General features: G+C 54.4%; 18 protein-coding genes. 5 read left to right on the top strand and 13 right to left on the bottom strand.

Annotated elements, in window-relative coordinates:
- Positions 1-31: 31 nt before the first annotated feature.
- The 3 genes from serB to PZA18_RS19290 all read left to right on the top strand — a co-directional run bounded on the left by serB (position 32) and on the right by PZA18_RS19290 (position 4,341).
- Complete coding sequence (serB, locus tag PZA18_RS19300) at positions 32-871, top strand: phosphoserine phosphatase SerB (protein ID WP_284102516.1); 840 nt, start codon at positions 32-34, stop codon at positions 869-871.
- Between the two features lie 74 nt (positions 872-945).
- Positions 946-2,958 (top strand): CAP domain-containing protein, encoded by a 2,013-nt coding sequence (locus PZA18_RS19295; protein ID WP_284102514.1) that lies wholly within the window; start codon positions 946-948, stop codon positions 2,956-2,958.
- 753 nt (positions 2,959-3,711) lie between these two features.
- Complete coding sequence (locus PZA18_RS19290; RefSeq protein WP_284102512.1) at positions 3,712-4,341, top strand: YceH family protein; 630 nt, start codon at positions 3,712-3,714, stop codon at positions 4,339-4,341.
- Between the two features lie 145 nt (positions 4,342-4,486).
- On the opposite strand, the gene PZA18_RS19285 is transcribed toward PZA18_RS19290, so the two are convergent.
- From PZA18_RS19285 to gluQRS, 13 genes are all read right to left on the bottom strand, one after another.
- Complete coding sequence (locus tag PZA18_RS19285; protein WP_284102511.1) at positions 4,487-5,662, bottom strand: O-succinylhomoserine sulfhydrylase; 1,176 nt, start codon at positions 5,660-5,662, stop codon at positions 4,487-4,489.
- Positions 5,663-5,900: 238 nt separating this feature from the next.
- Positions 5,901-7,436, bottom strand: a complete 1,536-nt coding sequence (gene purF / locus PZA18_RS19280) for an amidophosphoribosyltransferase (protein WP_284102510.1) — start codon at positions 7,434-7,436, stop codon at positions 5,901-5,903.
- Positions 7,437-7,495: 59 nt separating this feature from the next.
- The gene (locus tag PZA18_RS19275; protein WP_284102509.1) at positions 7,496-7,987 is read right to left on the bottom strand and encodes a CvpA family protein; all 492 of its coding nucleotides are present in this window, start codon (positions 7,985-7,987) and stop codon (positions 7,496-7,498) included.
- A gap of 11 nt (positions 7,988-7,998) precedes the next feature.
- The gene (locus PZA18_RS19270) at positions 7,999-8,787 is read right to left on the bottom strand and encodes an SPOR domain-containing protein (protein WP_284102508.1); all 789 of its coding nucleotides are present in this window, start codon (positions 8,785-8,787) and stop codon (positions 7,999-8,001) included.
- A 60-nt stretch (positions 8,788-8,847) separates the two neighbouring features.
- Positions 8,848-10,134 carry a bifunctional tetrahydrofolate synthase/dihydrofolate synthase gene (gene folC, locus PZA18_RS19265; RefSeq protein WP_284102507.1) on the bottom strand — a complete coding sequence of 429 codons (1,287 nt, stop codon included), beginning with the start codon at positions 10,132-10,134 and terminating at the stop codon, positions 8,848-8,850.
- A 2-nt stretch (positions 10,135-10,136) separates the two neighbouring features.
- Positions 10,137-11,009 carry an acetyl-CoA carboxylase, carboxyltransferase subunit beta gene (accD, locus tag PZA18_RS19260; protein WP_284102506.1) on the bottom strand — a complete coding sequence of 291 codons (873 nt, stop codon included), beginning with the start codon at positions 11,007-11,009 and terminating at the stop codon, positions 10,137-10,139.
- A 185-nt stretch (positions 11,010-11,194) separates the two neighbouring features.
- Positions 11,195-12,001, bottom strand: a complete 807-nt coding sequence (gene trpA / locus PZA18_RS19255; RefSeq protein WP_284102505.1) for a tryptophan synthase subunit alpha — start codon at positions 11,999-12,001, stop codon at positions 11,195-11,197.
- A gap of 158 nt (positions 12,002-12,159) precedes the next feature.
- Positions 12,160-13,374: a tryptophan synthase subunit beta gene (gene trpB, locus PZA18_RS19250; protein ID WP_284102504.1), complete on the bottom strand. Its 1,215-nt coding sequence runs from the start codon at positions 13,372-13,374 to the stop codon at positions 12,160-12,162.
- Positions 13,361-13,984 (bottom strand): phosphoribosylanthranilate isomerase, encoded by a 624-nt coding sequence (locus tag PZA18_RS19245; protein WP_284102503.1) that lies wholly within the window; start codon positions 13,982-13,984, stop codon positions 13,361-13,363. The genes trpB and PZA18_RS19245 overlap by 14 nt, the downstream gene beginning before the upstream one ends.
- On the bottom strand, positions 13,984-14,769 hold the full coding sequence (truA, locus tag PZA18_RS19240) for a tRNA pseudouridine(38-40) synthase TruA (protein ID WP_308447424.1): 786 nt from the start codon (positions 14,767-14,769) through the stop codon (positions 13,984-13,986). The genes PZA18_RS19245 and truA overlap by 1 nt, the downstream gene beginning before the upstream one ends.
- Positions 14,757-15,176 (bottom strand): hypothetical protein, encoded by a 420-nt coding sequence (locus PZA18_RS19235; RefSeq protein WP_284102501.1) that lies wholly within the window; start codon positions 15,174-15,176, stop codon positions 14,757-14,759. Before PZA18_RS19235 ends, truA begins: the two co-directional genes overlap by 13 nt.
- 198 nt (positions 15,177-15,374) lie before the next feature.
- Positions 15,375-18,167 carry a FimV/HubP family polar landmark protein gene (locus PZA18_RS19230; RefSeq protein WP_284102500.1) on the bottom strand — a complete coding sequence of 931 codons (2,793 nt, stop codon included), beginning with the start codon at positions 18,165-18,167 and terminating at the stop codon, positions 15,375-15,377.
- 285 nt (positions 18,168-18,452) lie between these two features.
- Positions 18,453-19,337, bottom strand: coding sequence for a tRNA glutamyl-Q(34) synthetase GluQRS (gene gluQRS, locus PZA18_RS19225; protein WP_308447427.1), 885 nt, complete (start codon positions 19,335-19,337; stop codon positions 18,453-18,455).
- Positions 19,338-19,481: 144 nt separating this feature from the next.
- On the opposite strand from gluQRS, the gene fdxA reads away from it, so the two are divergent.
- Positions 19,482-19,820, top strand: coding sequence for a ferredoxin FdxA (fdxA, locus tag PZA18_RS19220; protein WP_284102498.1), 339 nt, complete (start codon positions 19,482-19,484; stop codon positions 19,818-19,820).
- A gap of 541 nt (positions 19,821-20,361) precedes the next feature.
- Complete coding sequence (locus tag PZA18_RS19215) at positions 20,362-23,127, top strand: M16 family metallopeptidase (protein ID WP_284102497.1); 2,766 nt, start codon at positions 20,362-20,364, stop codon at positions 23,125-23,127.
- Positions 23,128-23,485 lie beyond the last annotated feature (358 nt).

Below are 23,485 nucleotides of genomic sequence, written 5' to 3'. Positions count from 1 at the left end.
CCATTCTTCCATCTGACTGAAACCCCTTCTTATGTACAAGCTCGTCATTCAGGCCCCTGAAGTGGCCACACAAGATTTGAAGCAATTGGCCAAGTTGACCAAAGCCCAGCAGATTGATGCCATTCACCCTCAGGCTTTCAAGCTGCTGGGAGCCGACCCCAGCACCCGTCGGGCTGTTGAGGATTATTGCGAGTCCGCCGGGCTGGATTTTGCGTTCATGCCGGCCGAAGCCACGCTCAAGGACATCGGCCTCGTTGTCATGGATATGGACTCAACACTGATCACGATCGAGTGCATCGACGAAATCGCCGATATGCTGGGTGTCAAAGCTCAGGTTGCAGCCATTACCGAACGCTCCATGCGTGGCGAACTCGACTTCCCACAAAGCCTGCGTGAGCGGGTGAGTCTTCTGGCGGGTTTGGAAGAATCGGCCCTGGAGCGGGTATACCGCGAGCGACTGCAACTGACTCCGGGCGCTGAAAAAATGCTGGCGGCCGTGCATGCCGCTGGTGGTAAAAGCCTGCTGATCTCAGGAGGATTTACCTTCTTCACCGAACGGCTCAAGGCCAAGCTTGGTCTGCACTATGCCGTGGCCAATACACTGGAAGTCAGAGATGGCAAATTAACCGGCAAAGTGCTGGGCGACATTATCGACGCGCAATCCAAAGCTGACTGGCTGGTGCGACTCCGAACCGAATTGCAACTGGAACGGTTACAGACCATTGCAATCGGCGATGGCGCCAATGACCTGAAAATGCTGGCAAAGGCCGGCTACGGCATTGCCTTCCATGCCAAACCAATTGTCAGAGCACAGGCGGCCTACGCAATCAATCATTGTGGCCTGGACGGCCTACTGGCAATGTTTGGCTAAAACAGGCATGCTTTGATTTTATGCCATTCGAGAATTTCAGCAGCGCAATTTGCTGGCATTTCAAGGACAAAGCCATGTCACACCCCCGCCATTTCACGCCATTATTGATTTGCCTGGCCACCGCCTCGGCCCTGGCTGCTCCCCAGTTTCCCAGTTCGATTGCCGGCATGGAGCACACCCTCAACCGCTTTGCTGCAGACAGCGGTTACAGTCTGGACACGACCAGCCGCGAAAGCGTGCGTATGTTCTACCGGACGATCTATACCTCGTCAGACGGGGTAGCCAGTGGCTGGAACGGCAATCTCGGCAGTTGCGCGGCAGGAGACACCAGTGCCGAATTCAAGGCCGCCATATTGCGCCGGATCAATTGGTTCCGCGCGATGGCCGGTGTGCCGGCATCCGTAGCCTTCGATGCGACGTTCAATCAGAAGGCGCAGCAATCTGCCATGCTGATGGCTGCCAACAAGAGCCTGAGCCACAATCCCCCAACTTCCTGGACTTGCTACAACGCCACTGGCGCAGAAGCTGCCGGCAAGTCGAACATTGCCCTGGGTAACTTCGGCCCGAATGCCATCTCCAGCGGCTATATGCGGGATGGTGGCGGTGGCAACTCCGCTGTCGGTCATCGTCGCTGGATTCTCTACCCGCAGACCCGTTTCATGGGCACCGGTGATGTCGATGGCAGCATTGCTGGCACCAGCAGCAACTCGCTCTGGGTATTCGACGGCAATTCGGGCAGCGCCCGGCCAACGGTGAGGGATGAATTCGTGGCTTGGCCACCCAAAGGCTATGTCCCCTATCGAACCGTCTACCCCCGTTGGTCGTTCTCTTATCCTGGCGCCGATTTCTCTGCTGCACAGATCAGCATGACGGAAAATGGCGCCCCCCTCGCCACCAAAGCGGAGGCCGTGCAGAACGGGTATGGCGAGAATACGCTGGTCTGGTATCCCGGCAGTTACACCGACGGCAGCACCTGGCCCAAGCCACAAGCCGACACGGCGTATACCGTGACCATTCAAAACGTGAAAATCGGCGGTGCAGCCAAATCGTTCAGCTATACCGTTACCGTTTTCGACCCTGACACCACCGGCCCGGATACCGTGGCGCAAACAATCAGTGGCAGCAGCAGCGCCAAACTGAATGAGACATCGCGCTATGAATTCACCCCCATGCCAGGGGCCACAGCCTATCAGTGGCGTCAGCTGCAGGTCAGCCCCTATCAACTGGACGATGGCGCAGAAGCGGGGACATCGAACTTCAGCGTTGTCACCACCGGCGGGTATCCGATTACAGTAAACAATGTTGTGGCAAGCGGCAGTGCGGCCTTTCACCTGGCGCATGTTCAGCCCACTGATCAGACATTGACCCTGAATCAAGCCCTCCTGGCCGGCGGTAATACCGCGCTGAGTTTTTCCAGCCGCTTGGGCTATGCCGGAACCGGCCAGCTAGCCTTGCTGGAAATTTCGCAGGATGATGGTGCCTCATGGTTCCCCGCCTATCAGCAGGCAGGTACCGGCAGTGCAGGGGAATCTGCCTTCAAAACCCAAACTGTGTCACTGGCCGGTTATGCCGGCCGCACCCTGCGTGCCCGATTCCGCTTTACTTATACCGGGGGAACCTATTACCCGCAGAGTAGTACTGGTGTAGGTTGGTATATCGACAATATCCGGATTACCGGTGCCAATGCGATCAGCAATATCGGCAGCCCACAAACCGCATCAGGCAATGGCTTTGACTTCAAACCCATTACGACGGGCGATGTTCTGTTGCAGGTCCGGCCGGGGCTATACGACTACTTTTCGGACTGGAGCACTGCAAAGCGCGTCACCGTCAGCACTGGTGGCACGACAGCCAGCGACGAAGACCGGCTGATGAACTGGGCTGAATCAAAATACCCGCAGTTCTTCTCACCTGCCGCTACAACCATTCAGGTTGCCGGCTATACAGCCAGGGCCTACAAAAGCGGCGTCTATCTTGGTGTCAAATCGGGTCGGGTTTATGTCTACGGCCCACCCTTCGGACCGCAGGTATTGGACGTTGGTAGTCTTGCCGATTGGATGAAGCAGGTATCAGCAGACCACTTCTGATTTCTTGCAGAAAAGAGATTTTGAAACCAGGTCAGCCTGAAATAAAGGCTGGCCTTTTTTATGTTAAATTAATTTATATATAAAATTTTTTAAATGACTCTTGATTTTTATTAATTGGATGTTTAATTGATTACGCAGCAACCATTGGTTGTTGCGCCGCACAAATTACACTCCTATGATTACAAACACGTCCATCAGACGTGTTCAAAACAGGAGTACCGTCATGAGCGTGATCCGCTTAATCAGCCGTCTGCTTTTGCATCATTGGTCACCACAACCCGCAACGCCCTCGCCGGAGGAGAATGACCATATCCTGCTGCCTGCTAGGCTCTGTTGACGTTTTGTTTCCGGTCGCGCAGGGTCGAGTTTTGGGGCAGGGTGAGAGTAATTTAGCGAGCTAAATAAGCGAACCCTAACGACGCTATGCCCCAAAACTCGACCCGGCCCGGAGGGTTTCGCCGGGTTTGGGCCTGCTGCCGCGTTAAAAATCGCTTGCTTAGCTCACTAAGCGGCGCGCTTTTTGCCTTGCATCAGGCCCAAATCCGACGAAACGCGATCCGGAAATAAAATGTCAACAGAGCCTACAGTCCCGCAATCGGCTCACCCGTTTATTTGCCAGCCAGATTTTCTGACCATAAATCAAATCTTCCACCCTTAAAACTACGTTGATGCGCAATTCTTTCGACATGCGCCTTTGGCAGCATCGATATTCGGGCGATAATGGCCGCCTTGCCTTTATTCGAGCCAATATCGATGCCTTACGATCTCTCCCTTGTCGAAGCTCGCATTTTGGGTGTCCTGTCTGAAAAGCAGAAGACCGTTCCCGACACCTACCCTCTTTCTTTGAATGCATTGCTATCCGGCTGCAATCAGAAAACCAGTCGTGATCCAGTACTTGAGCTTAGCGAAGCGGAAGTGCTATCTGCGCTTGATGCGTTGAAGTCCCGCACCTTGATCATGGAGTCAAGTGGCGGACGAGTCACACGCTATGGCCACAATATGGATCGTGTCCTGCAGATCCCCAGTCAATCCGTCGCCATCTTGACCGTGTTGCTTTTGCGTGGTCCTCAAACTGCTGGGGAGTTGCGTCTGAATTGTGATCGCATGCACCGCTTTGCAGATATCTCGGCGGTAGAGGCCTTCCTGTACGAGCTGTCGGAGCGTTCTGCGGGAGCTTTAGTCGTTGAGCTGCCACGCCAAGCCGGCGCGCGGGAGAATCGCTGGGCACATTTGCTGAGCGGGGAACCAGCCATTGAGCGTAGCTCGTCACCCTTGGTCGCCACGGGCATCGGTGCCAACCAAAGTGCGTTGGAAGCCCGGGTAGCGGCGTTGGAAGAAGAGGTTGCGGAGCTCAAGGCCAGATTGGCGGATTTGCTGAATTAGGCCCTGTCAGTGCAAGCATGGGCAATGCAGCGTGCAGAGTAGGTGGTTGCCAAGCCGGCAGGGCATGAAGCGGTCGCACCCTCAGCTTGCCTACCGCCCCCTAACCCATAAAAACCTGCCTTAACCTACAACAGCGCGGCTAGGCTTACCCCAAGCCGCGTTGTAAGTCGTCCTGAATGTCTTGGCAGGATTCCAGACCGACGGATAACCGGATCAAGCCTTCGGTAATGCCTGCCGCTTGCCGGGCTTCCGGCGAAATACGCCCATGTGTCGTTGAGGCTGGGTGGGTAATAGTGGTCCGTACATCGCCAAGATTCGCCGTAATCGACAGTACTCTGGTCGAGTCGATCACTCTCCAGGCAGCCTCTCTGCCCCCTTTGACCTCGAACGAGACAATTGCCCCTCCCGCACTTTGCTGGCGCTGCGCCAAAGCATGCTGTGGATGAGATGGCAAGCCGGGGTGGTAAACCCTTGCCACCTGCGGATGCGACTCCAGCCACTGCGCCAATCGCAAAGCCGTTGCAGACTGGGCCTCAACCCGTAGTCGTAGCGTCTCCAGCCCCTTCACTAGCACCCAGGCATTGAAGGCCGACAGGGTGGGACCTGCTGTACGCAAAAACAGATACACCGGCTCGACCATCGCCTTGCTACCGACAACAGCTCCCCCAAGCACCCTGCCCTGCCCATCCAGAAACTTGGTAGCCGAATGAACCACCAGATCAGCCCCCCACTTCAAAGGTTGTTGGAGGGCTGGGGTGCAGAAGCAGTTATCAACCGCCAGCAGTGCGCCATGGGCGTGCGCAATATCTGCAATTGCGGCGATATCTGCAATTTCGGTAAGCGGGTTGGAAGGCGTCTCCAGAAAGAACAATCGGGTTTCCGGACGTAGCGCTTGACGCCAGGACTCGGGATCTGCCGCATTCGCGTAGCTGGTACTGATTCCAAACTTGGCCAGATAGTTGTTGCATAGCATGATCGTTGCGCCAAACAGGCTTTGTGAAGCCACGATGTGATCACCAGCCTTCAGATGCCCCATGCAAAGGGCCAGAATGGCCGACATACCGCTGGCGGTGGCCACAGCTGCTTCCGCACCTTCCATTGCTGCCAGTCTGTCCTGAAAGGCCGTTACCGTTGGATTGGTAAAGCGTGAATAAATATAGCCCGGCTCTTGCCCGCAAAACCGCGCTGCCGCCTGTGCGGCATTCTCAGCCACAAAGCTGGACGTCAAATACAACGCATGTGCATGCTCACCAAACTGACTACGTTCCAGGCCGCTATGCACTGCCAAGGTCTCAAAATCCAGCTCCAGATCTTCTTGCATATCACCACCCCGTAAAATCTCTTGATCCACCGCATTGAAGGGCCTATTGGCTATGCCCCCCACTATTCGTTTGCCTACCGGAGGCAATTCAGTTGCCATCTTGCGATGCTAGCCAAGCAAGCGGCTGAGAGGCGCGCTTACAGACGGCCTTTTTCAAACCACCCAAGCATTTTGCACGTTGTCCTGAATGGACAAAGGCCGCGCGCGGCGGCCTTTGGTTCGATCAATACCTACGCGCTTAAATCAAGTTTTGCTCAGCTACACCAACATTCAGGTCCAGAGCACGGCTCCTGCCGTCGAGATCCTTGGAAAGCGGGCTGCCCCGACGGTTTTCGATCTCATCCAGATAAGCTTCGTCGATGTCACCAGTGATGTAGTGGCCAGAGAAACATGAAGTTTCAAACTGGGTGACCTTATCACTGGCATCGGCAACAGCTTGTACCAACGAGTCGAGATCCTGATAGAACACCGCATCAGCCCCGATCTCCCTGGCAATATCGAATTCATCGCGCCCGGTTGCAATCAATTCCTCGCGGGTCGGCATGTCAATCCCATACACATGCGGGTATTTAACCGGCGGCGCTGCCGAAGCAAAAAACACTTTTTGAGCCCCAGCTTCACGGGCCATTTGCACGATTTCCTTGCTGGTGGTTCCACGCACAATCGAATCATCGACCAGCAGTACATTCTTGCCTTTGAACTCAACACCAATCGGATTGAGTTTCTGTCGCACGGATTTCTTGCGGCCAGCCTGGCCGGGCATGATGAAGGTCCGTCCGATATATCGATTTTTGATGAACCCTTCACGGTAAGGCAAGCCCAGATGGTTCGCCAGCTGTAGTGCACTGGCGCGACTGGTATCGGGAATGGGGATCACTACATCAATATCCATCGCCGGCATGACGCGGCGCATTTTCTCGGCCAGATTGTCACCCATATTGAGCCGGGCTTGATAAACCGATATGCCATCCATGACCGAATCCGGCCGAGCAAAGTAAACAAACTCGAAGATACACGGCGCGAGACGGGGGGCATCCGAACACTGGCGGCTATGCAGCTCACCTTCGTTAGTAATGTAGATGGCTTCGCCTGGCGCGACATCGCGCAGCATCTTGAAACCGATCGTATCCAAGGCAACGCTCTCGGAGGCCACCATGTATTCGGTCCCTTGCGGTGTGTCATGCTGACCGATTACCAGAGGTCGGATTCCATTCGCATCACGGAATGCCACCAAACCATAACCTGCGATCACCGCCACAACTGCATAGGCCCCTCTTACCCGCCGATGGACTTCACGGACAGCGTCGAAAATAGTGTCAGGGTTTAGCTCGAAACCTTTAGCCCGGCGCTGTAATTCATGGGCAAAAACATTCAAGAGCGCTTCAGAGTCTGAAGACGTGTTGATATGCCGCAGATCGGTGCGGTACATATCCTCTTTGAGTTGCTTATGGTTCGTAAGGTTGCCGTTGTGGGCGAGAACAATCCCAAACGGTGAATTGACATAGAACGGCTGTGCTTCCGCCAGCGAAGAGGCTGAGCCCGCAGTCGGGTACCTTACGTGCCCGATGCCAACATTGCCTATCAGGGAGCGCATATTGCGGGTGCGGAACACATCACGCACCAAGCCACTCCCCTTGTGCATATGCAATACACCATTTGGCTCTGCGGTGACGATTCCAGCGGCATCCTGCCCCCGATGTTGCAATACCAGAAGCCCATCGTAGAGCAACTGGTTAACAGGCGTTTTGGCCACTACGCCGAGAATCCCACACATAGCTTTTCCTTAAAAATCAATCAAATAAACCACAAGCCAACTTACATCGGTCAGCTCAATCAATCATAGTGGATGCGCTTTGCCAAGGCATCCGGCAACCACGGAATCAGGGATTGGGCAACGGCCTCGAAAGGGGCACTGAACATGGCATTTCGCCATACCGGATTCTTTGGCAGCGGCGTCAGCCCAGCCAACAACACCAGAACCGTTATCAGCAATAGACCTCTGAGTACGCCGAACATGGCGCCAATTACGCGGTCGATAGCCGCGAGATCAGCTGCCTTGATCAATTGAGAAATAGTGATACGGATGATGGCAGAGATAAACCATACACCGAGAAAGATGGCCAGGAACGCGGCAAGCAGCCGTAGTTCAGCGGTAGGGATATCAGGGGGGAGTTGTGCCGCCACATCGGCGGTAAAGGTTCGGGCAAGCCAAAATGCCAAAACCCATGCTGCCAGCGAGATTATCTCGCTCACTCCACCTTTAAGTACCGATATCAAAACCGATATACCAAGAATGGACAGAACGAGGTAATCAAATACTGTCATGCTCTGGTCCGTTATTTGCCGATTATCTGGGAAACAACACCAGCCGAAGCAAGCTTACCTTGCGCGGCCTCTGCTTCGGCCCGCGAAGCAAACGGGCCAGCTCGCAACCGCGTCAGCTCGCCTTTTTCCGTAGAAATCCTGGCGTTTGATGCTGTCAAACCGGCCCCTCGGATTTTGGCCTGGAGCGAATCAATCTTGGCCGCATCCGCAAATGCGCCAATCTGCAGGTAAAAGGTCATTTTGTTCGATGGCTTGTCCGAGGCGGCTGGCTTCGGCGGGTGATCGTCGACACTAGCCATGCCATCCAGAATCTTTTGGGGATCAACCGCCTTGTCATGAACCGCAGGTCGATTCTCTGGCTTATGCGGCTTTGGCTCGGCCACCTTGGTCTCTGGTTTGGGATTGCTATCCACCCTGCCGTTATCCGGCTTGCTGGCGGGTGTGGCCGGCGCAACGTCGGCCTTGGGTGTCGGGACAATGACAGGCGCAGGGTGTTTCGTGGCCGTAGCTTCGGTCTGTTCAGATTTAACAGGCTCTGCAGAGGCCGGCGATGCAGGTAAACTTGCTACAGGGATGGTGGTTTCCTGCACAGACTTGACCACAGGTGGCTGGGTGGCCAAGGTTGGTGAAGAGCTGACAATGGATACTTGCTGGACATTCATGCTGGCTGGTGGTTTGTTGTCCATCACCAGCCATAGCGCCCCAAGGGCCACCAGAACCAGTGCAACGGCACCAACCAGACGCCGCCTTGCGCGTTTTCGCAAGGCGACCAACTCTTCACTTATTGGGGAATCGGCCATGAAGTAAACCTAGAAATCCTCAAGCGGAAACTCTCAAGGAAAGATGAAATGCCGTCAGAGTCAATTTCTGGCTAGCAAGACCTCGGCAACCGTATAGTGGGAGCCGAAGACAACGATTCTATCATTTTCCCCAGCATCCTTACAGGCCGCCGCATACGCCGCCGATATCGTCTCGAAAAGATCTATCGGTTTTCCGGCCTCCAAACCGATTAACTCGGACAATTGCATTGCCGTCGCAGCCCTGCCGGTTGGCAGGTTCGCCAGATACCAATGATCAATGCGCCCACCCAGGATCTGAAGCACCCCCGCGACATCCTTGTCCGCCATGATTCCGAACACTGCAAGTGTCCGTTTGAAATAGCCCATATTGTCCAGATTATGGACAAATGCCTTTGCAGCATGTGGGTTATGGGCAACATCGAGGACGATGGCGGGACGTCCCGGCAATACCTGAAACCGTCCTCTGACTTCAACCTCAAGCAAACCGCGCTTGATGTCACCCAGAGAAACCGGCAACACTTCCTTGACGCAATCGAGCAATGCGATAGCCGTGGTCGCATTACTCAACTGATAAGCCCCTCTCAGCGCGGGGAAAGGCAGGCCGTGCTTCCGGCTACCGCTTTGCCCCCAATAACTCCATTGCGTTTGCTGACTCTGGAATCCATAGTCGCGCCCGATCAGGCGCAGATCGGCGTCAATCTGGCTTGCATGTTCCAGCACTGACTGCGGTGGGGATGGATCCGAGCACAATGCAGGAATGCCAGACCGAAAGATCCCGGCTTTCTCAAAGCCGATTGCCTCGCGGGTATTGCCAAGATAAGACTGATGATCCAGATCAATGCTGACTACGGCTGTGGCAATCGGCTCAAACACATTAACGGCATCAAGACGCCCTCCCAGCCCAACCTCCAGCACAATCACATCCACATCCTGCATTTCAAATAAACGAACCGCTGCCAGCGTTCCGAATTCGAAATAAGTGAGGGAGACATCACCTCGTGCGTGCTCCACCGAATCAAACGAGGCCACGATAGCCTCATCCGATGCGGGGACCAGATCCACTGCCACTCTTTCGTTGTAATGAATCAGATGGGGGGAGGTGTAAGTACCAACCTTATAACCGGCACACTTGAGAATCGTTGAGAGCATGCCGCAGACCGACCCCTTCCCATTCGTCCCTCCCACGGTAATGATGGGCTGCGACAAAGACGGAAATAGCCGCTGCGCAACCTGTCCAACCCGATCCAGCCCCATATCAATGACGCTCGGGTGACGTTGCTCCAACAAGGTTAGCCAGTCACCCAAACAGGTGGGTTTGGTCGAGATATTCACCTGCTGCTCACTCATATTCATGCCGAACCGGATACCGCAGGCTGACGCATCAGCAAAGTAATGGCAGACGCAATACGCTGCCTCATATGTCGCCGATCAACAATCATGTCGATGGCACCCTTCTCTAGCAGAAACTCGGCCCGCTGGAAGCCCTCTGGCAAGGTTTCCCGAACGGTCTGCTCTATTACCCGAGGACCGGCGAAGCCAATCAATGCGCCCGGCTCTGCCATGACGATATCCCCCAGGAAGGCAAAGCTGGCGGAAACGCCACCCATGGTTGGATCGGTAAGAATCGAAATGAAAGGCAGGCGAGCCTCGGCCAATTTGGTCAGGATGGCGCTGGTTTTTGCCATCTGCATCAGCGAGGTCAATCCTTCCTGCATCCGTGCGCCGCCGCTTGCCGCGACACAAATGAATGGAACGTTCTGCTCGATCGCCACTTTGGCACCTCGAGTAAACCGCTCTCCCACCACCGAGCCCATGGAGCCGCCAATGAATTTGAATTCGAATGCGCAAACAACTACTGGCAAGGACAGAATGCTGCCCTGCATAACCACCAAAGCATCATCTTCACCAGTATCTTCTTTGGCCGCAGTTAGCCGCTCCGGATACCGCTTGCTGTCCTTGAACTTGAGAAAGTCGACAGGCTGAACTTCTGCACCGATTTCAAAACGGGCTTCCTGATCAAGCAGGTAATCCAGGCGTTTTCGTGCCGATATGGCGTTATGATGGCCACACTTAGGGCAAACATCCAGATTGTTATCAAGATCTGTGCGGTACAACACCGCTTCGCAAGCCGAACACTTACTCCATAACCCCTCGGGCACTGACTTTGCGCCTTGAGGCTTACTCTTGATCTTGGGTGGTAATAGTTTTTGTAACCAGCTCATTATTGTCTCCATTCGGTGCGGGGATACCATCTCCCGACCGCAAAACAGGGGCGCCGGAGCCTCTCCAATGTAGTGTTGGCAGCCGCCAGAAATCCGTCGCGATGCAATCCAGCAAGCCTGGATCACGCCACATCAGCACCAATACGGAATCTCCAGCTCCCCAAATTCCAGTACTTCGGGTAGCGCTACGATCTGGCCTGATGGACCGCATCACGAATCCGGCCAGTGAAAGTCTGCAAGCCTGTGGCGGGATCTGCAGGGTTGGCCTCAATTTCTTCAATCATGCGACTGCCGATTACCACAGCATCCGCAAAGTTGGCAATGGCTTTGGCGGAGGCTTCATCGCGAATTCCAAATCCAACGCCAATTGGCACAGAAATGTGCTGGCGTAACGCCGCAAGGCGCAGCTTGACCGCATCGGTATCCAGATTGGCAGAACCCGTCACACCTTTCAGGGACACGTAATACACATAGCCTTCCGCCATCTCGCCTATGACCTTCAGCCTCGAAGCCGGTGTGGTTGGGGAAACCAGAAAGATCGGCGCAATCGCCTTCGCTTTGAGAATGGCTACAAATTCAGCCGCCTCTTCCGGGGGAAGATCGACCGATAGCACCCCATCAACACCAACCGCAGCAGCACGTTCGGCAAATGCCTTGTAACCCATGGCTTCCACCGGATTGGCGTAGCCCATCAGGACAATCGGTGTGTATGAATTGGACTTCCTGAACTCCGACACCGCATTCAGAACCTTGCTCAGGCTCATGCCCTTGTTCAAGGCGACTTCTGATGAACGCTGGATAACAGGGCCATCCGCCATCGGATCAGAAAATGGAATACCCAACTCAATGATGTCCGCGCCACCGGCCACCAAAGCGTGCATCAACATAACCGTCTGCTCAGGGCTTGGATGACCAGCGGTGATAAAGGGAATAAGGGCAGCACGATTGGCGGTTGCTAACTGCCGAAACTGTTGATCAATTCGATTTGTCATGGATTCAAGCGATTTGCATTAAAGGCCGGAAAGCGTTTGCCACATTTCATCCCGGCCGATTATTCAAAGGGGGAAGAATAGCCAGAAGCTGTATTCTCACCCACATGAAGGCCAATTCAGAGCAAGCGGCCACCCTGGCAACGTGCCCGGCAGCCGTCCTATAGTGAAATCCCCGACACGTCAGCAACCGTAGCAATATCCTTGTCACCACGGCCAGACAGGTTCACCAGCAAAATGGCATCCTTCTCCATGTTCTGGGCCATTTTCTTTGCATGGGCCAAGGCGTGGCTTGATTCGAGCGCGGGAATGATTCCTTCATACCGACATAGCTCGTGAAACGCTTCAAGCGCTTCGGTATCATTGGCCGAGGTGTACTCCGCACGGCCAATATCCTTCAGGTAGCTGTGCTCTGGCCCAACGCCCGGGTAGTCCAAACCGGCCGAGATTGAGTGGGTTTCGATAATCTGACCATTCTCATCCTGCATCAGATAGGTACGATTGCCATGTAATACGCCTGGCCGCCCTGCAGTCAGAGGCGCTGCGTGCCGCCCGGTTGCGACACCGTCCCCACCGGCTTCAACCCCAATCAGCCTCACACCTTGCTCCCCAACATAGGGGTAGAACATGCCGATGGCGTTTGAGCCACCGCCGACGCAGGCAATCACCGCATCAGGTTGTCGGCCAGCCATTTCCTTCATCTGGACCTTCGATTCCTCACCAATGACCGCCTGGAAATCCCTTACCAGCATGGGGTAAGGATGCGGGCCGGCGGCAGTGCCAAGAATATAGAAAGTCGAATCCACATTGGTCACCCAATCCCGCATGGCTTCGTTGAGCGCATCCTTTAGCGTCTTGCTCCCAGACTCGACCGGAATAACTGTCGCCCCCAGCAACTTCATGCGGAATACATTCGGGGACTGGCGTTTAACGTCTTCAGACCCCATGTAGACAACGCACTCCATTCCATAACGGGCAGCCACCGTTGCAGAAGCAACGCCATGCTGCCCTGCCCCGGTTTCGGCAATTACCCGCCTTTTACCCATACGGCGTGCCAACAAGGCTTGCCCAATCGTATTATTGATCTTGTGCGCACCGGTATGATTCAGATCTTCGCGCTTGAGATAAATCTGCGCACCACCAATGATCTCCGACCAACGTTTGGCGTGATAAATAGGGCTGGGCCGACCTACATAATGCTTGAGCTCATAACGATATTCGTCGAAGAACGCCGGATCTGCTTTGGCTTTCTCGTACTCACGGTTCAGTTCATCCAGCGCTGCCATCAAGGTCTCAGCGACGTAAACCCCACCATATGCACCAAAATGGCCTTTTGCATCAGGAAGGTTGTAATTCGATAAGTCATTTGGGTGCATTCTTGGCTCCTGCAATGAAGGCTTCTATCTTGGCTAAATCCTTGACTCCTTTGGATTTCTCAACGCCACTTGAGACATCCACCGCCCAAGGCCGAACCTTGCTGACAGCGGTCGCGACATTTTCCGGGTCCAGCCCACCAGAGAGTATCAAGGGCAGGGGAAGATTGTCGGGTATCAGCGACCAATCGAACCCGGCACCAGTCCCGCCTGGCGTACCTTCTACATAGGCATCACACAGCAGGCCGCGTGCCTGGCAATAAATTTGACAATATTTTACCAAATCAAGCCCGGGCCGAACCCTGACAGCCTTGATATACGGCGTATTAAAGCTGCTGCAATATTCCGGCGTCTCGTTCCCATGAAATTGCAGCAAATCAAGCGGTACGCCTTTGAGTACTGACTGTACGTAGTCGGAAGGCGCATCCACAAACAAACCCACCCGGGTTATAAATGGCGGGATAGCCAGTGCTATGGACCGCGCCAGCTCAATCGAGAGATGACGTGGACTCGGCTCGTAAAACACCAGCCCCAGCGCATCGGCCCCAAAGTGAGCTGCTTGTATTGCCGTCTCCGGATCACGCAAACCGCAGATCTTCACTCTAATACTCATCAGATCAGCCCCTGTCTATATAACGGTTCTGTATCCAGGCCAAATTCCTTAGGGTAACTAACGCCAGACAGATACAAACCATCCGGCATAAAAGTCGGTGCAGCCAGCGTCCGGTTTTTCGCCGCCAACAACTCAGCAATCCAATCCGGATCGCGTTTGCCTTTCGCAACATGCAGCAAAGAACCCATGATGTTGCGCACCATATGGTGAAGAAATCCGTTTGCGGAGAAATCCAGCGCAATGAGATCCCCCTGTCTGGAAATATCAAGCCTGGACAGATGCCTGACAGGAGACTTGGCTTGACATTCTGCAGCACGGAAACTGGAAAAATCATGTTCACCGATTAAATGACCGGCCGCCTCCTGCATGCGCGCTAACTCCAGATCGCTATGCAGCCACCCTACCCGACCATGTAGCAGTGCCGGTCGAATCGGATGATTGAGGAGTAAATAACGATAGTGCCGGGCGGTAGCAGAAAAACGAGCGTGAAAAGCATCAGGAACTGGACTCGCCCACGTAACCGCCATCGTTTTGGGTAGAAAGCTATTGACGCCCCTCACCCAAGCAGTAATAGGTCGGGGGACATCGGTGTCGAAATGCACGATTTGCCGCGAAGCATGAACGCCCGCATCCGTTCTACCTGCAGCATGAACTCGCACTTTCGTGCCTGCCATCTGGCCTATCGCAGCTTCCAATGCGTCTTGAACAGACCTGCCTGTTGGTTGAGACTGCCATCCAATAAAAGCTGTACCGTCATACTCCAGCGCAAGCGCTATCCTACCCAAACCACGCCTCCCACAATAAACATCACCCACATCCCCGCCAAGAAACAGTCAGCCAGTTTTATGGGGCACAGTTCCAGCACATAGTTGCTCTCTGTCTGACCCCAAGTTGCCTTATCAGTCAATCGATCGAGCTGACTTGATGGGTTGTTCCCCTGTCTGACCTCAAAGGTGTATTGCATGACCAGCATCAGGCGGACCACCAGAGTCTCAACCGGAACATGAAACACCTTAAGCCAGGAAATGGCAAACCAAAGCCCCTGCAGCAAACGCAATGAGGAAGCCCTTCCAAAACACCAGTGGAGTGCAGCCAGTAGGATCAACAGTCGAAATGATACCAGCCCCGCATGCAGGGCCGAACGGTACCATGAAAATCCGGCAATCAACGTGCCAGAGAGCAATTCACCCAAGAAAAGGGCCACCACCAGCCAACGAAGTCTAGATAGTCTCGCACTCCACCTAGGCCAATCGCATAGAGAAGCCACCAGCACCAAAGCGCCCCCCAGAAACAACACTGGCGCGTTGCCCCAGAAAGGGAGGCAACACGCCAGGGTGATCCAGACAATAATTGCTATGCCAGGATGAAGTGCTATCTTTGTACGCCTTGCTTATAACCCAGCCAACAAGGACTGAGCCGTGGCTTTCTGCTCTGGATTACCCTCAGACAAGGCTTCCTGCAGTATCTCCTTGGCACCTTCCTTATCACCCATATCAATGTAGGCTCTGGCCAAATCGATCTTGGTGGTGACTGGATCATCCAAATCACCGCCAAAGTCCATCGACATATCGTCGCCACTCACCTCTTCGATGGGCATCCCCAAATCAAGATTCAGGTCGGCAGCTCCCCCAGCAGTGGCCGAAGCAGGAGCCGCATCTGCGCCAAGATCAAAATTGAAGTCGAGGGAGGCATCATCGGCCTGCGACAACTCAGCACCACCACCCAAGTCAAGATCTGGCATGGAAAGATCCAGCGACTCATCCAAAGAAGGTACTGCGGGTGCGCTAGCCGACCCCATGTCCAGAGGAATATCCAGCGACAACATGCCAGCACCATCCCCTGCAGACGCCTCTTCAGTCAAAGACGGGGGATTAGACATGGCGCTATCACCAAAATCCATGCTGACATCTAACTCTGGCATGGCCTGGGGAACGTCCAACTCAGCACTGGCGGGCATATCCAGACCACCCGCTCCCAGATCAAAATCCAGATCAGAGGCAGCGGGCACTGCCGCAGCAGCTTGACTACCATTACCCGCTGCAAAATCCAACTCAAAATCAAGATCGCTGCCTGCCTCAGCAACAGCAGCCGCAACAGGCGAGCTAGCCATCTTGGTTGTCTGACCCATACCTACTGCCGCCGCTGCAGCAACGCCTGCCGCACCCACACCCAAGACAACTGTTTTATCAAGAGAAGGGGCACTGTCAGCGGCAGCCGACTGAGAATAAAGCTGATTCTGCGGGTCAAGCGCCCTACCCATCTCAGCCGCTTGCGCCCATACAGGACCACTCCCCTTAGTTGCGGTATGCAAATCGGTAGCCAAAGCCTCAAACGCACTTGCGTTCTTGCGCATGCTATAAATTTCAAGCAGCTTCAGCCTAACCTCATGCCTGCCTGCATCTTTGGCCAGCGCGTCCTTCAAAATTTCCTCAGCCTGGGCATCACGACCATAGGCCATATAGACTTCCGCCTCAGCGATCGGATCTACCTCGTCCGTATCGATCGTGCCAAGACCTTCACGACTGAAGTCGGTGAGAAACGAATTTTCAGTAACCCCAGTACTGATCACTGCGCCACCGGTATTACCCAAAACAGTATTCGACTTAAGGTCGCTACCAGTAATTATGCTGTCGTCAAAGGTATTGCGCTTGCGACGCCGCAATAGCCACATCACCAACCCACCAATCCCTCCAAGACCGACCAAGGCCCCCCCCCCCAACACGAGGGGGTTATCAAGCAAAGACTCTTCCGGCTCCGGCGGCGGAGCAACGATCTTGGGCTTCTTGGGTTTTGGTGGCTGAGCAGCAGGCGCAGGTGGTGGCTCAGTCACAGCGGGCTGAGCTGTCGCTGCATCGGTAGGCTTGTGGTCACCGGCCGCATCAGCAGGTTTAACCGCTGGCGGTGTGGGCTCAACTGGTTTGGCTTCCGGCTTGGCTTCAACAGCAGCGGGCTTTTCGGTCGTAGCAGGCTTGGCCTCTGCCTTTGCAGGCTCAGTGGGCTTCACCTGCTCGGGCTTTTTTGTCTCTGGCTTAGCCTCTGCCTTCTGCTCAGGCTTGGCCTGAGCATGGCTTTGCATATCCGCGCCCTTCTGACTCTTCAACTCCATCAGCTGCTGCATCTTGCTGACGTTCTTTTCAAGCTCGGAAACGCGCTGCTTGGACTCATCCAACGCTTTCTGGCGAGCTACCGCTTCCTCCTCAAGACTGCGGATTTTGTCTTTGAGCGACTTGGTACCTGCCTCATCCTTGGAAACCTTCAGGCTGCCCTTGCCGGGCTGTGACTCTGCAGCAGCCTTATCTTCAACTTTGGCAGTAATCTTGCCGGCTCCAGCATTCTTTTCCTGCTCAGACGCGCCACTCTTGCTAACCATGTCAGCCAGCTTGCCGCGATAGCTACGCCAGTTCTCCGACTGAACCCTGATTTCCTTGGCGGCTGCAGGCTTGGTAACTTCTGCCAGCGTCTCTTTACCAGGAATCTTCAGAATCTTGCCTTTGCGCAGGCGATTCATGTTCTTGCCGTCAAAGGCGTCGGGATTGGCGCGATAGAGGCCAACCAGCATCTGCTCCAGACTGATACCCTCTGGCTGGAATTTGCGTGCGATTGATGACAGCGATTCGCCAGCCTTAACTTCATGGCTATCACCTTCGAGCAGATCAGAAGATGCTTGCGGCTCGGGAGCAGGTTTGCTGGCCGGCGGCATTTCTTTATTTGTTTCACCCGTTTTTTTCTGGTTTGAAACTACTGGAGAAACAGGCGCTTCTGCAGATTTCCCTGGGGTATATCCAACGGGATCAAGTAGCGCAGAATATTCTCTTAATACCCGGCCACCTTCCCATTTCAGTTCGACCAGCACATCTATAAATGGCTCATTTACCGACTGATTGGATTTTACCGCCACATAATATTGACCTGATGCTCGCTTCTCGATACTAAAGCGCAAACCTAGCGACGAGGAGGGATATTCGATTTGCGCATCCTTATAAGCTTCCGGAGATGCCAGCGATGCTTTTAGCGATTCGGCTTCACCGGGCTGGATGGCAACCAAATCAATTTCTGCGCGAAGCGGCTGGCCAAGGCCCGACAGCACATTGAGTCGTCCAAGCCCTGCGGCATTCACGGCGAAAGGCACGTTGGCCAGTGCTACGGCCACAGCACATGCTTTAAGTTTTGATTTGATATGCACAGCTCCACCCTTTTTTTGGCATGCAAATTGGGACAAGTAAAATAACATCATGGATTTAGCCACGCAAGCTGAGAGCCTTCCTCAGTTTAGTACACCAAGTTCGCTTTTCTAAAAGAAAAAACTGATAGTCCCTAACATTTCAAAGACATAGATGACGTTGGCGTATTCATTTTGCATGAAGCCGCGCTGGGCTTGGCATTGTCGTATATGCAACGAAAATCGCCGGACGTCACGCGTCGTCAGGAACCATCCTCGAATACAGCGTAGACGCCACTTGCAATCTTGTCAGTATTGGAATGATCGTTGTCGTGGAATTTCAGCAGATTTCCAATGAGAAAATGCCCATTTCCAAACCTCTGCAACAGATGCTTTGATCAACCCCACCGGAGGATTTTGTCCAAGTCTTTGTAATGTAAATACTAATTGACCAGACACTTCAGAGATGTCCAGTGCGGGGGCCAATGTCTGCTTACTGAGTTTTTCGCCTTTGTCGTTTACCAATACCGGTAGATGCAGATAGCTTGGCTGAGGAATGCCGAGGGCACGTTGAATGGCAATTTGGCGAGGGGTTGAATCAATCAGATCAGCCCCTCGCACAATGTCGGTAATTTGTTGTTCTGCGTCATCGATTACCACTGCGAGTTGATATGCAAAATATCCATCTGCACGCAGTAATACAAAATCGCCAATCTCACGATACAGATTCTGTATTTGGTATCCCATCAATCTGTCATGAAAGCCTATTTGTATATCGGGTGCTTTGAAGCGCCATGCTCGGGCCAGCTTGCCCACAGGCAAGCCATTCCGGCAAGTGCCCGGATATATTGGGCCTTCAATGCCAGAAATTGCTGAATCGGCAATTTCCTTGCGAGTGCAGCCGCAAGGGTAGGACAATCCGAGTGCAGCCAGCCTGTCGAGTGCCTGCCGATAGTAGTCGAGGCGACGGCTTTGGTAGATGACTTCACCATTCCACTCAAAGCCAAACGCCTCCAGTGTTTGCAGAATATTCGCCGCCGCGCCGGGTACTTCTCTTGGGGGATCGAGATCCTCCATGCGAACAAACCATTGTCCGCCCGAAGTTCTGGCATCAAGATAACTGGCGACGGCAGCAATCAAGGAGCCACTGTGGAGTAATCCAGTTGGACTGGGGGCAAAGCGGCCGCGATATATTCTTAGCGACGCTTGTGTCGGATCGGCTGGAATGGACATCGTGTTTTTCGGTCTGACAGGGATGGCTTCTGGTAAAATTGCTCGCCATGAACTGAATAATTTGATGGGGGAATTCAGCCCCCGCGCCTCGCATAAGGATGCGCCATGACCTATGTAGTGACTGAAGCCTGTATCAAGTGCAAATATACCGACTGTGTTGATGTTTGTCCGGTTGACTGCTTTCGTGAAGGCCCGAATTTTCTGGTGATTGATCCGGACGAGTGCATCGACTGCACCTTGTGTGTGGCCGAATGCCCGGTCGAGGCCATTTACGCGGAAGATGATGTACCGGCCGACCAGCAGATTTATATCAAGCTGAACGCCGATCTGGCCAAGCTGCCAAGCTGGACGCCGATTGTCGAGAAGAAAGATCCGCTACCTGATCACGAACAGTGGGCGTCGGTAAAAGGCAAGCTCGATCAGCTTGACCGCAACGGCGGCTAATATCCACGCTATATTTGCTTCTCAACGCCCGGCCATGTGCCGGGCGTTTGCTTTTGTAATGGGCTGTGGCAACTTTATCTGCTCTGGCCATGTCGATACCGGCCGGTATGGGTAGTTGCTGCACGTCATCTATCTGCTTACCTGATGTCATTTAATTTGTTTAGGTTCTGTTGAAGTTAGGTTTGCAGCTGCGCTTCGCCGGAAAACCGCCAGGGGCAAAGCGCAGAGCGCGCCGCATAGCCATTATGCTATGCGGGCGCTCTGCAACACAGGGCCAGGCCATTTCCGGCGAAACCCTGCGTCCCCGCCAAGGGGATGCCGTGCACGCGCGTGGTAGTTGGTGTCGATGATTGCGGTTCGGTGTTATTCGAATCGGATGCCGTGCACGCGCGTGGTAGTTGGGGCTTTAGCCCCTTACCAGCCACGGCCTACTCCTTGCGGGTATAGCACCCGCCCCAAAACTCGGCCCGGCGCGACCGGAAACAAAACGTCAACAGAGCCTAGTTGTTTCAAATTACAAATGCTTGCACTGGAATTCACCTTGAAACCCTTCAAAACTGTACTGACCAGCCTCATCGTCGCTCTGGCCTTTAACCCTTGCACTCCCAGCCTTGCCGCTACGCTCAAGCCCGGCGTTACGGTAGAAAGTGTGCGTGAGTACAGGCTGGATAACGGGCTGCTGGTCTTGCTGGCTCCGGATGACAGCAACCCGGTCACCTCTGTCGTCATCCGTTACGGCGTCGGAGCCAAAGATGAGGATCGGGGTGAATCGGGCATGGCGCATTTGCTGGAGCACATGCTGTTCAAAGGCACGCCCTCGTTGCCCGATATCCGGGGGGAAGTGCGCAAGCGCGGATTGAACAGCAATGCCATCACCACAGCAGACCAGACTTTTTACTTTGAATCGTTTGCTACGGATCAATCAACACTCGACTGGTCTCTAGGCATGGAAGCCGACCGCATGGTGAATGCGCTGATTTCCAAGGAAGCGCTTGTTACCGAAATGCCTGTGGTCAGAAACGAGTGGGAGCGCGGAGAAAATCAACCCGGCTGGGTGCTCTGGCGGCAGATGTCGGCTGCGGCACTGACGGCGCATCCCTATCGCGATCCGGTCATTGGCCATCGAGACCAGATCGAGAACACCGATATCAACCGGTTGCGCGCTTTCTACCAACGCTACTACCGTCCCGACAATGCCGTGCTGGTGGTATCAGGGAAATTCGACCTTGCCGCCACACTCAAGTCGATCGAGAAGCACTTTGGTGCCATTTCGAAACCTTCAGTAGCCCTAAAACGCTACTACCCGGTCGAGCCGGTACAGGAAGGTTCGCGCTACGTTGAACTCAAACGCCCCGGCACCGATGCGATCACCTTGCTCGGCTACCATGCCCCCTCCTGCATGCACCCCGATTTCCCGGCGCTGGAAATGCTCACCGTCGTTCTCGCGAATCAAAAAAATGGCCGGCTACAGACACAGTTGGTCGAAAAAAAGCTGGCCGTATCCGAATGGGCCAATCTGGAATGCCGTAGCGATCCCTGGCTGATCCAGTTCGGTCTGAGCCTGCCTAAAGATGCCGATGCCACGGCCACACAGAAGGCCATGACTGCAGCGCTGGAGGGCTTTGCGCAACAGCCGATTACCGAACAGGAATTCACTGAAGCCAGGCAAGCCACGCTCAAGCGCTGGGAGAACTGGAATGGCAGTGCACATGCCCAGGTCAATGAAGCTTCCTGGTTTGCGCTGTATGGAGACTGGCGCTATGCCTTTATCCGACGGGATCTGGTCGAACAGGTGACCCGGCAGGATCTACAGCGGGTTGCCGAGAAATACTTCAAGGCAGACAACCGCACCCTCGGTCAATTCCTGCCAACTGTCCGACCGGATCGCAGCGAAGTGACGGCCGCCCCGGATATCGCAGAATTGGCGAAGCATTATCAAAGCAAGCGGCAAGTGGATGAAGGTGAGGTCATTGAGCCCAAAGCGTCAGTCATCGAAGCGCGCACGTTGAAAAGCCAGGGCAGCAGCGGCCTCCAATACGCCCTCCTGCCAAAGAAGACCCGGCAGAATGCGGTTTATGGTCGCATCCAGCTGCGCTTTGGCTTGCCACTGGAACGCCATCAAAACTACGTAGCCGGGCGAATGCTGGGCAGCCTGCTCAATACCGCAACCCAGCATCGCGACAAAGCAGCTCTGGAACTTGAAGCCAACAAGCTCGAATCGACTTATCACATCCATGCCCATGCTGGTGGTCTGACACTGAACTTCCGTAGCAAGCAGGATAAGCTGGCCGGCTTGCTGGCGTTGATGCGAGAGGTCGTGCGCGAGCCCAAGCTCACCCAGAAAGAGTTCGACTTGACCAAGGCACGCTGGATGGATCGCCTCTCCAAGCCGGAAACAGAGCCCAGCACATTGGCAGATCGCGCTCTGGACAAGCACTTCGAAGGCTGGCGTCCCGACAGTGACCCTTTGCACAACTGGACCCGCAAAGCACTCCGCAGCCAGCTGGAGCGCCTCACTCTGGCCGATGTCCAGAAACTCTACGACCAGTATTTTGGCGGTGGCACCGGGGAAGTCGTACTGGTTGGCGCGTTCGATCCAGCATCAGTCCGCAACCAGCTAAACACCACATTTGGTGACTGGACTGGCAAAAAGCCATATCAGGACACCCCCGACCCTTATCATGACGTAAAGCCGGCCTATTTTCTGCGAGAAACTCCCGACAAAGCCAATGCCAGCTATGAAGCACGGGCCTATTTGCCGGTGGCCTACTCGCATCCGGATCGCTATGCGCTGGCTTTTGCCAACAGTTTGCTGGGAGGCGACAACAGCTCCCGTTTGTGGTTGCGTCTGCGCGAGAAAGACGGGCTGACCTACCATGTCAACAGCAGCCTGAATCTGGACCGCCTCGACCAATACGCGATCTGGTCGATTGTGGTGAGCTTTGCGCCAGACAAGCGGCAGCAGGTTGAGGCGGCCGTCAAACAGGAGATTGCGCACGCACGCCAGGAAGGTTTCACCGAAGCCGAGTTCGAAGCTGCCAAGCAAGGCGTCATCCGGCAGATGCGTCAGAACCTTGCCTTTGAAGGTGGCATGCTGGGGGCGCTGGTTGAAAACCTGCGGTATGGCGTGCCAATTGGTGAAATTGAAGACAATCTGGCCCGCATCGAAAAATTGACGCTCGCTGAAGTCAACGCCGCTTTGCGCAAATATCTGGATGCCGACCGTCTGACGATTGCCGTTGCCGGCAATTTTTCAGGTAAGGCTGCAGAAAACACACTGAAGGCGCCACAGGATGAGGACGACTGATCCCGCGCGTGACCCCACATCCGTGCAGTTGCTCAGGCGCTGTTGATCGTATCCCCAGCAACCCGCGTTGCCGGGGGTGTAGCACACCGCAACCGGAAAAGAAAACGCCAACAGAGCCTATAATCTGGCGACAGCAGATTGGTCTGAAATTGAGCGGTATAGGCACTTTACTTACCCATCGCGCCAGTTTGGTTCTGTTTGAGTTAGGTTCAGTTGACGTAATGTTTGCAGAACCTAGGCTCTGTTGACATTTTATTTCCGGATCGCGTTTCGTCGGATTTGGGCCTGATGCAAGGCGAAAAGCGCGCCGCTTAGTGGGCTAAGCAAGCGATTTTTAACGCGGCAGCAGGCCCAAATC

The organism is Parachitinimonas caeni, assembly GCF_030129945.1.
Taxonomy (GTDB): Bacteria; Pseudomonadota; Gammaproteobacteria; order Burkholderiales; family Chitinimonadaceae; genus Parachitinimonas; species Parachitinimonas caeni.
The sequence above is the reverse complement of the archived record's forward strand: the minus strand, read 5'-3'. Positions and strand labels throughout refer to the sequence as shown.

Bases quoted from the DNA above. Each gene is read 5' to 3' on its own strand.
- serB (WP_284102516.1), top strand. From the start codon at position 32: ATGTACAAGCTCGTCATTCAGGCCCCTGAAGTGGCCACACAAGATTTG.
- PZA18_RS19295 (WP_284102514.1), top strand. From the start codon at position 946: ATGTCACACCCCCGCCATTTCACGCCATTATTGATTTGCCTGGCCACC.
- PZA18_RS19290 (WP_284102512.1), top strand. From the start codon at position 3,712: ATGCCTTACGATCTCTCCCTTGTCGAAGCTCGCATTTTGGGTGTCCTG.
- PZA18_RS19285 (WP_284102511.1), bottom strand. From the start codon at position 5,662: ATGCAAGAAGATCTGGAGCTGGATTTTGAGACCTTGGCAGTGCATAGC.
- purF (WP_284102510.1), bottom strand. From the start codon at position 7,436: ATGTGTGGGATTCTCGGCGTAGTGGCCAAAACGCCTGTTAACCAGTTG.
- PZA18_RS19275 (WP_284102509.1), bottom strand. From the start codon at position 7,987: ATGACAGTATTTGATTACCTCGTTCTGTCCATTCTTGGTATATCGGTT.
- PZA18_RS19270 (WP_284102508.1), bottom strand. From the start codon at position 8,787: ATGGCCGATTCCCCAATAAGTGAAGAGTTGGTCGCCTTGCGAAAACGC.
- folC (WP_284102507.1), bottom strand. From the start codon at position 10,134: ATGAGTGAGCAGCAGGTGAATATCTCGACCAAACCCACCTGTTTGGGT.
- accD (WP_284102506.1), bottom strand. From the start codon at position 11,009: ATGAGCTGGTTACAAAAACTATTACCACCCAAGATCAAGAGTAAGCCT.
- trpA (WP_284102505.1), bottom strand. From the start codon at position 12,001: ATGACAAATCGAATTGATCAACAGTTTCGGCAGTTAGCAACCGCCAAT.
- trpB (WP_284102504.1), bottom strand. From the start codon at position 13,374: ATGCACCCAAATGACTTATCGAATTACAACCTTCCTGATGCAAAAGGC.
- PZA18_RS19245 (WP_284102503.1), bottom strand. From the start codon at position 13,984: ATGAGTATTAGAGTGAAGATCTGCGGTTTGCGTGATCCGGAGACGGCA.
- fdxA (WP_284102498.1), top strand. From the start codon at position 19,482: ATGACCTATGTAGTGACTGAAGCCTGTATCAAGTGCAAATATACCGAC.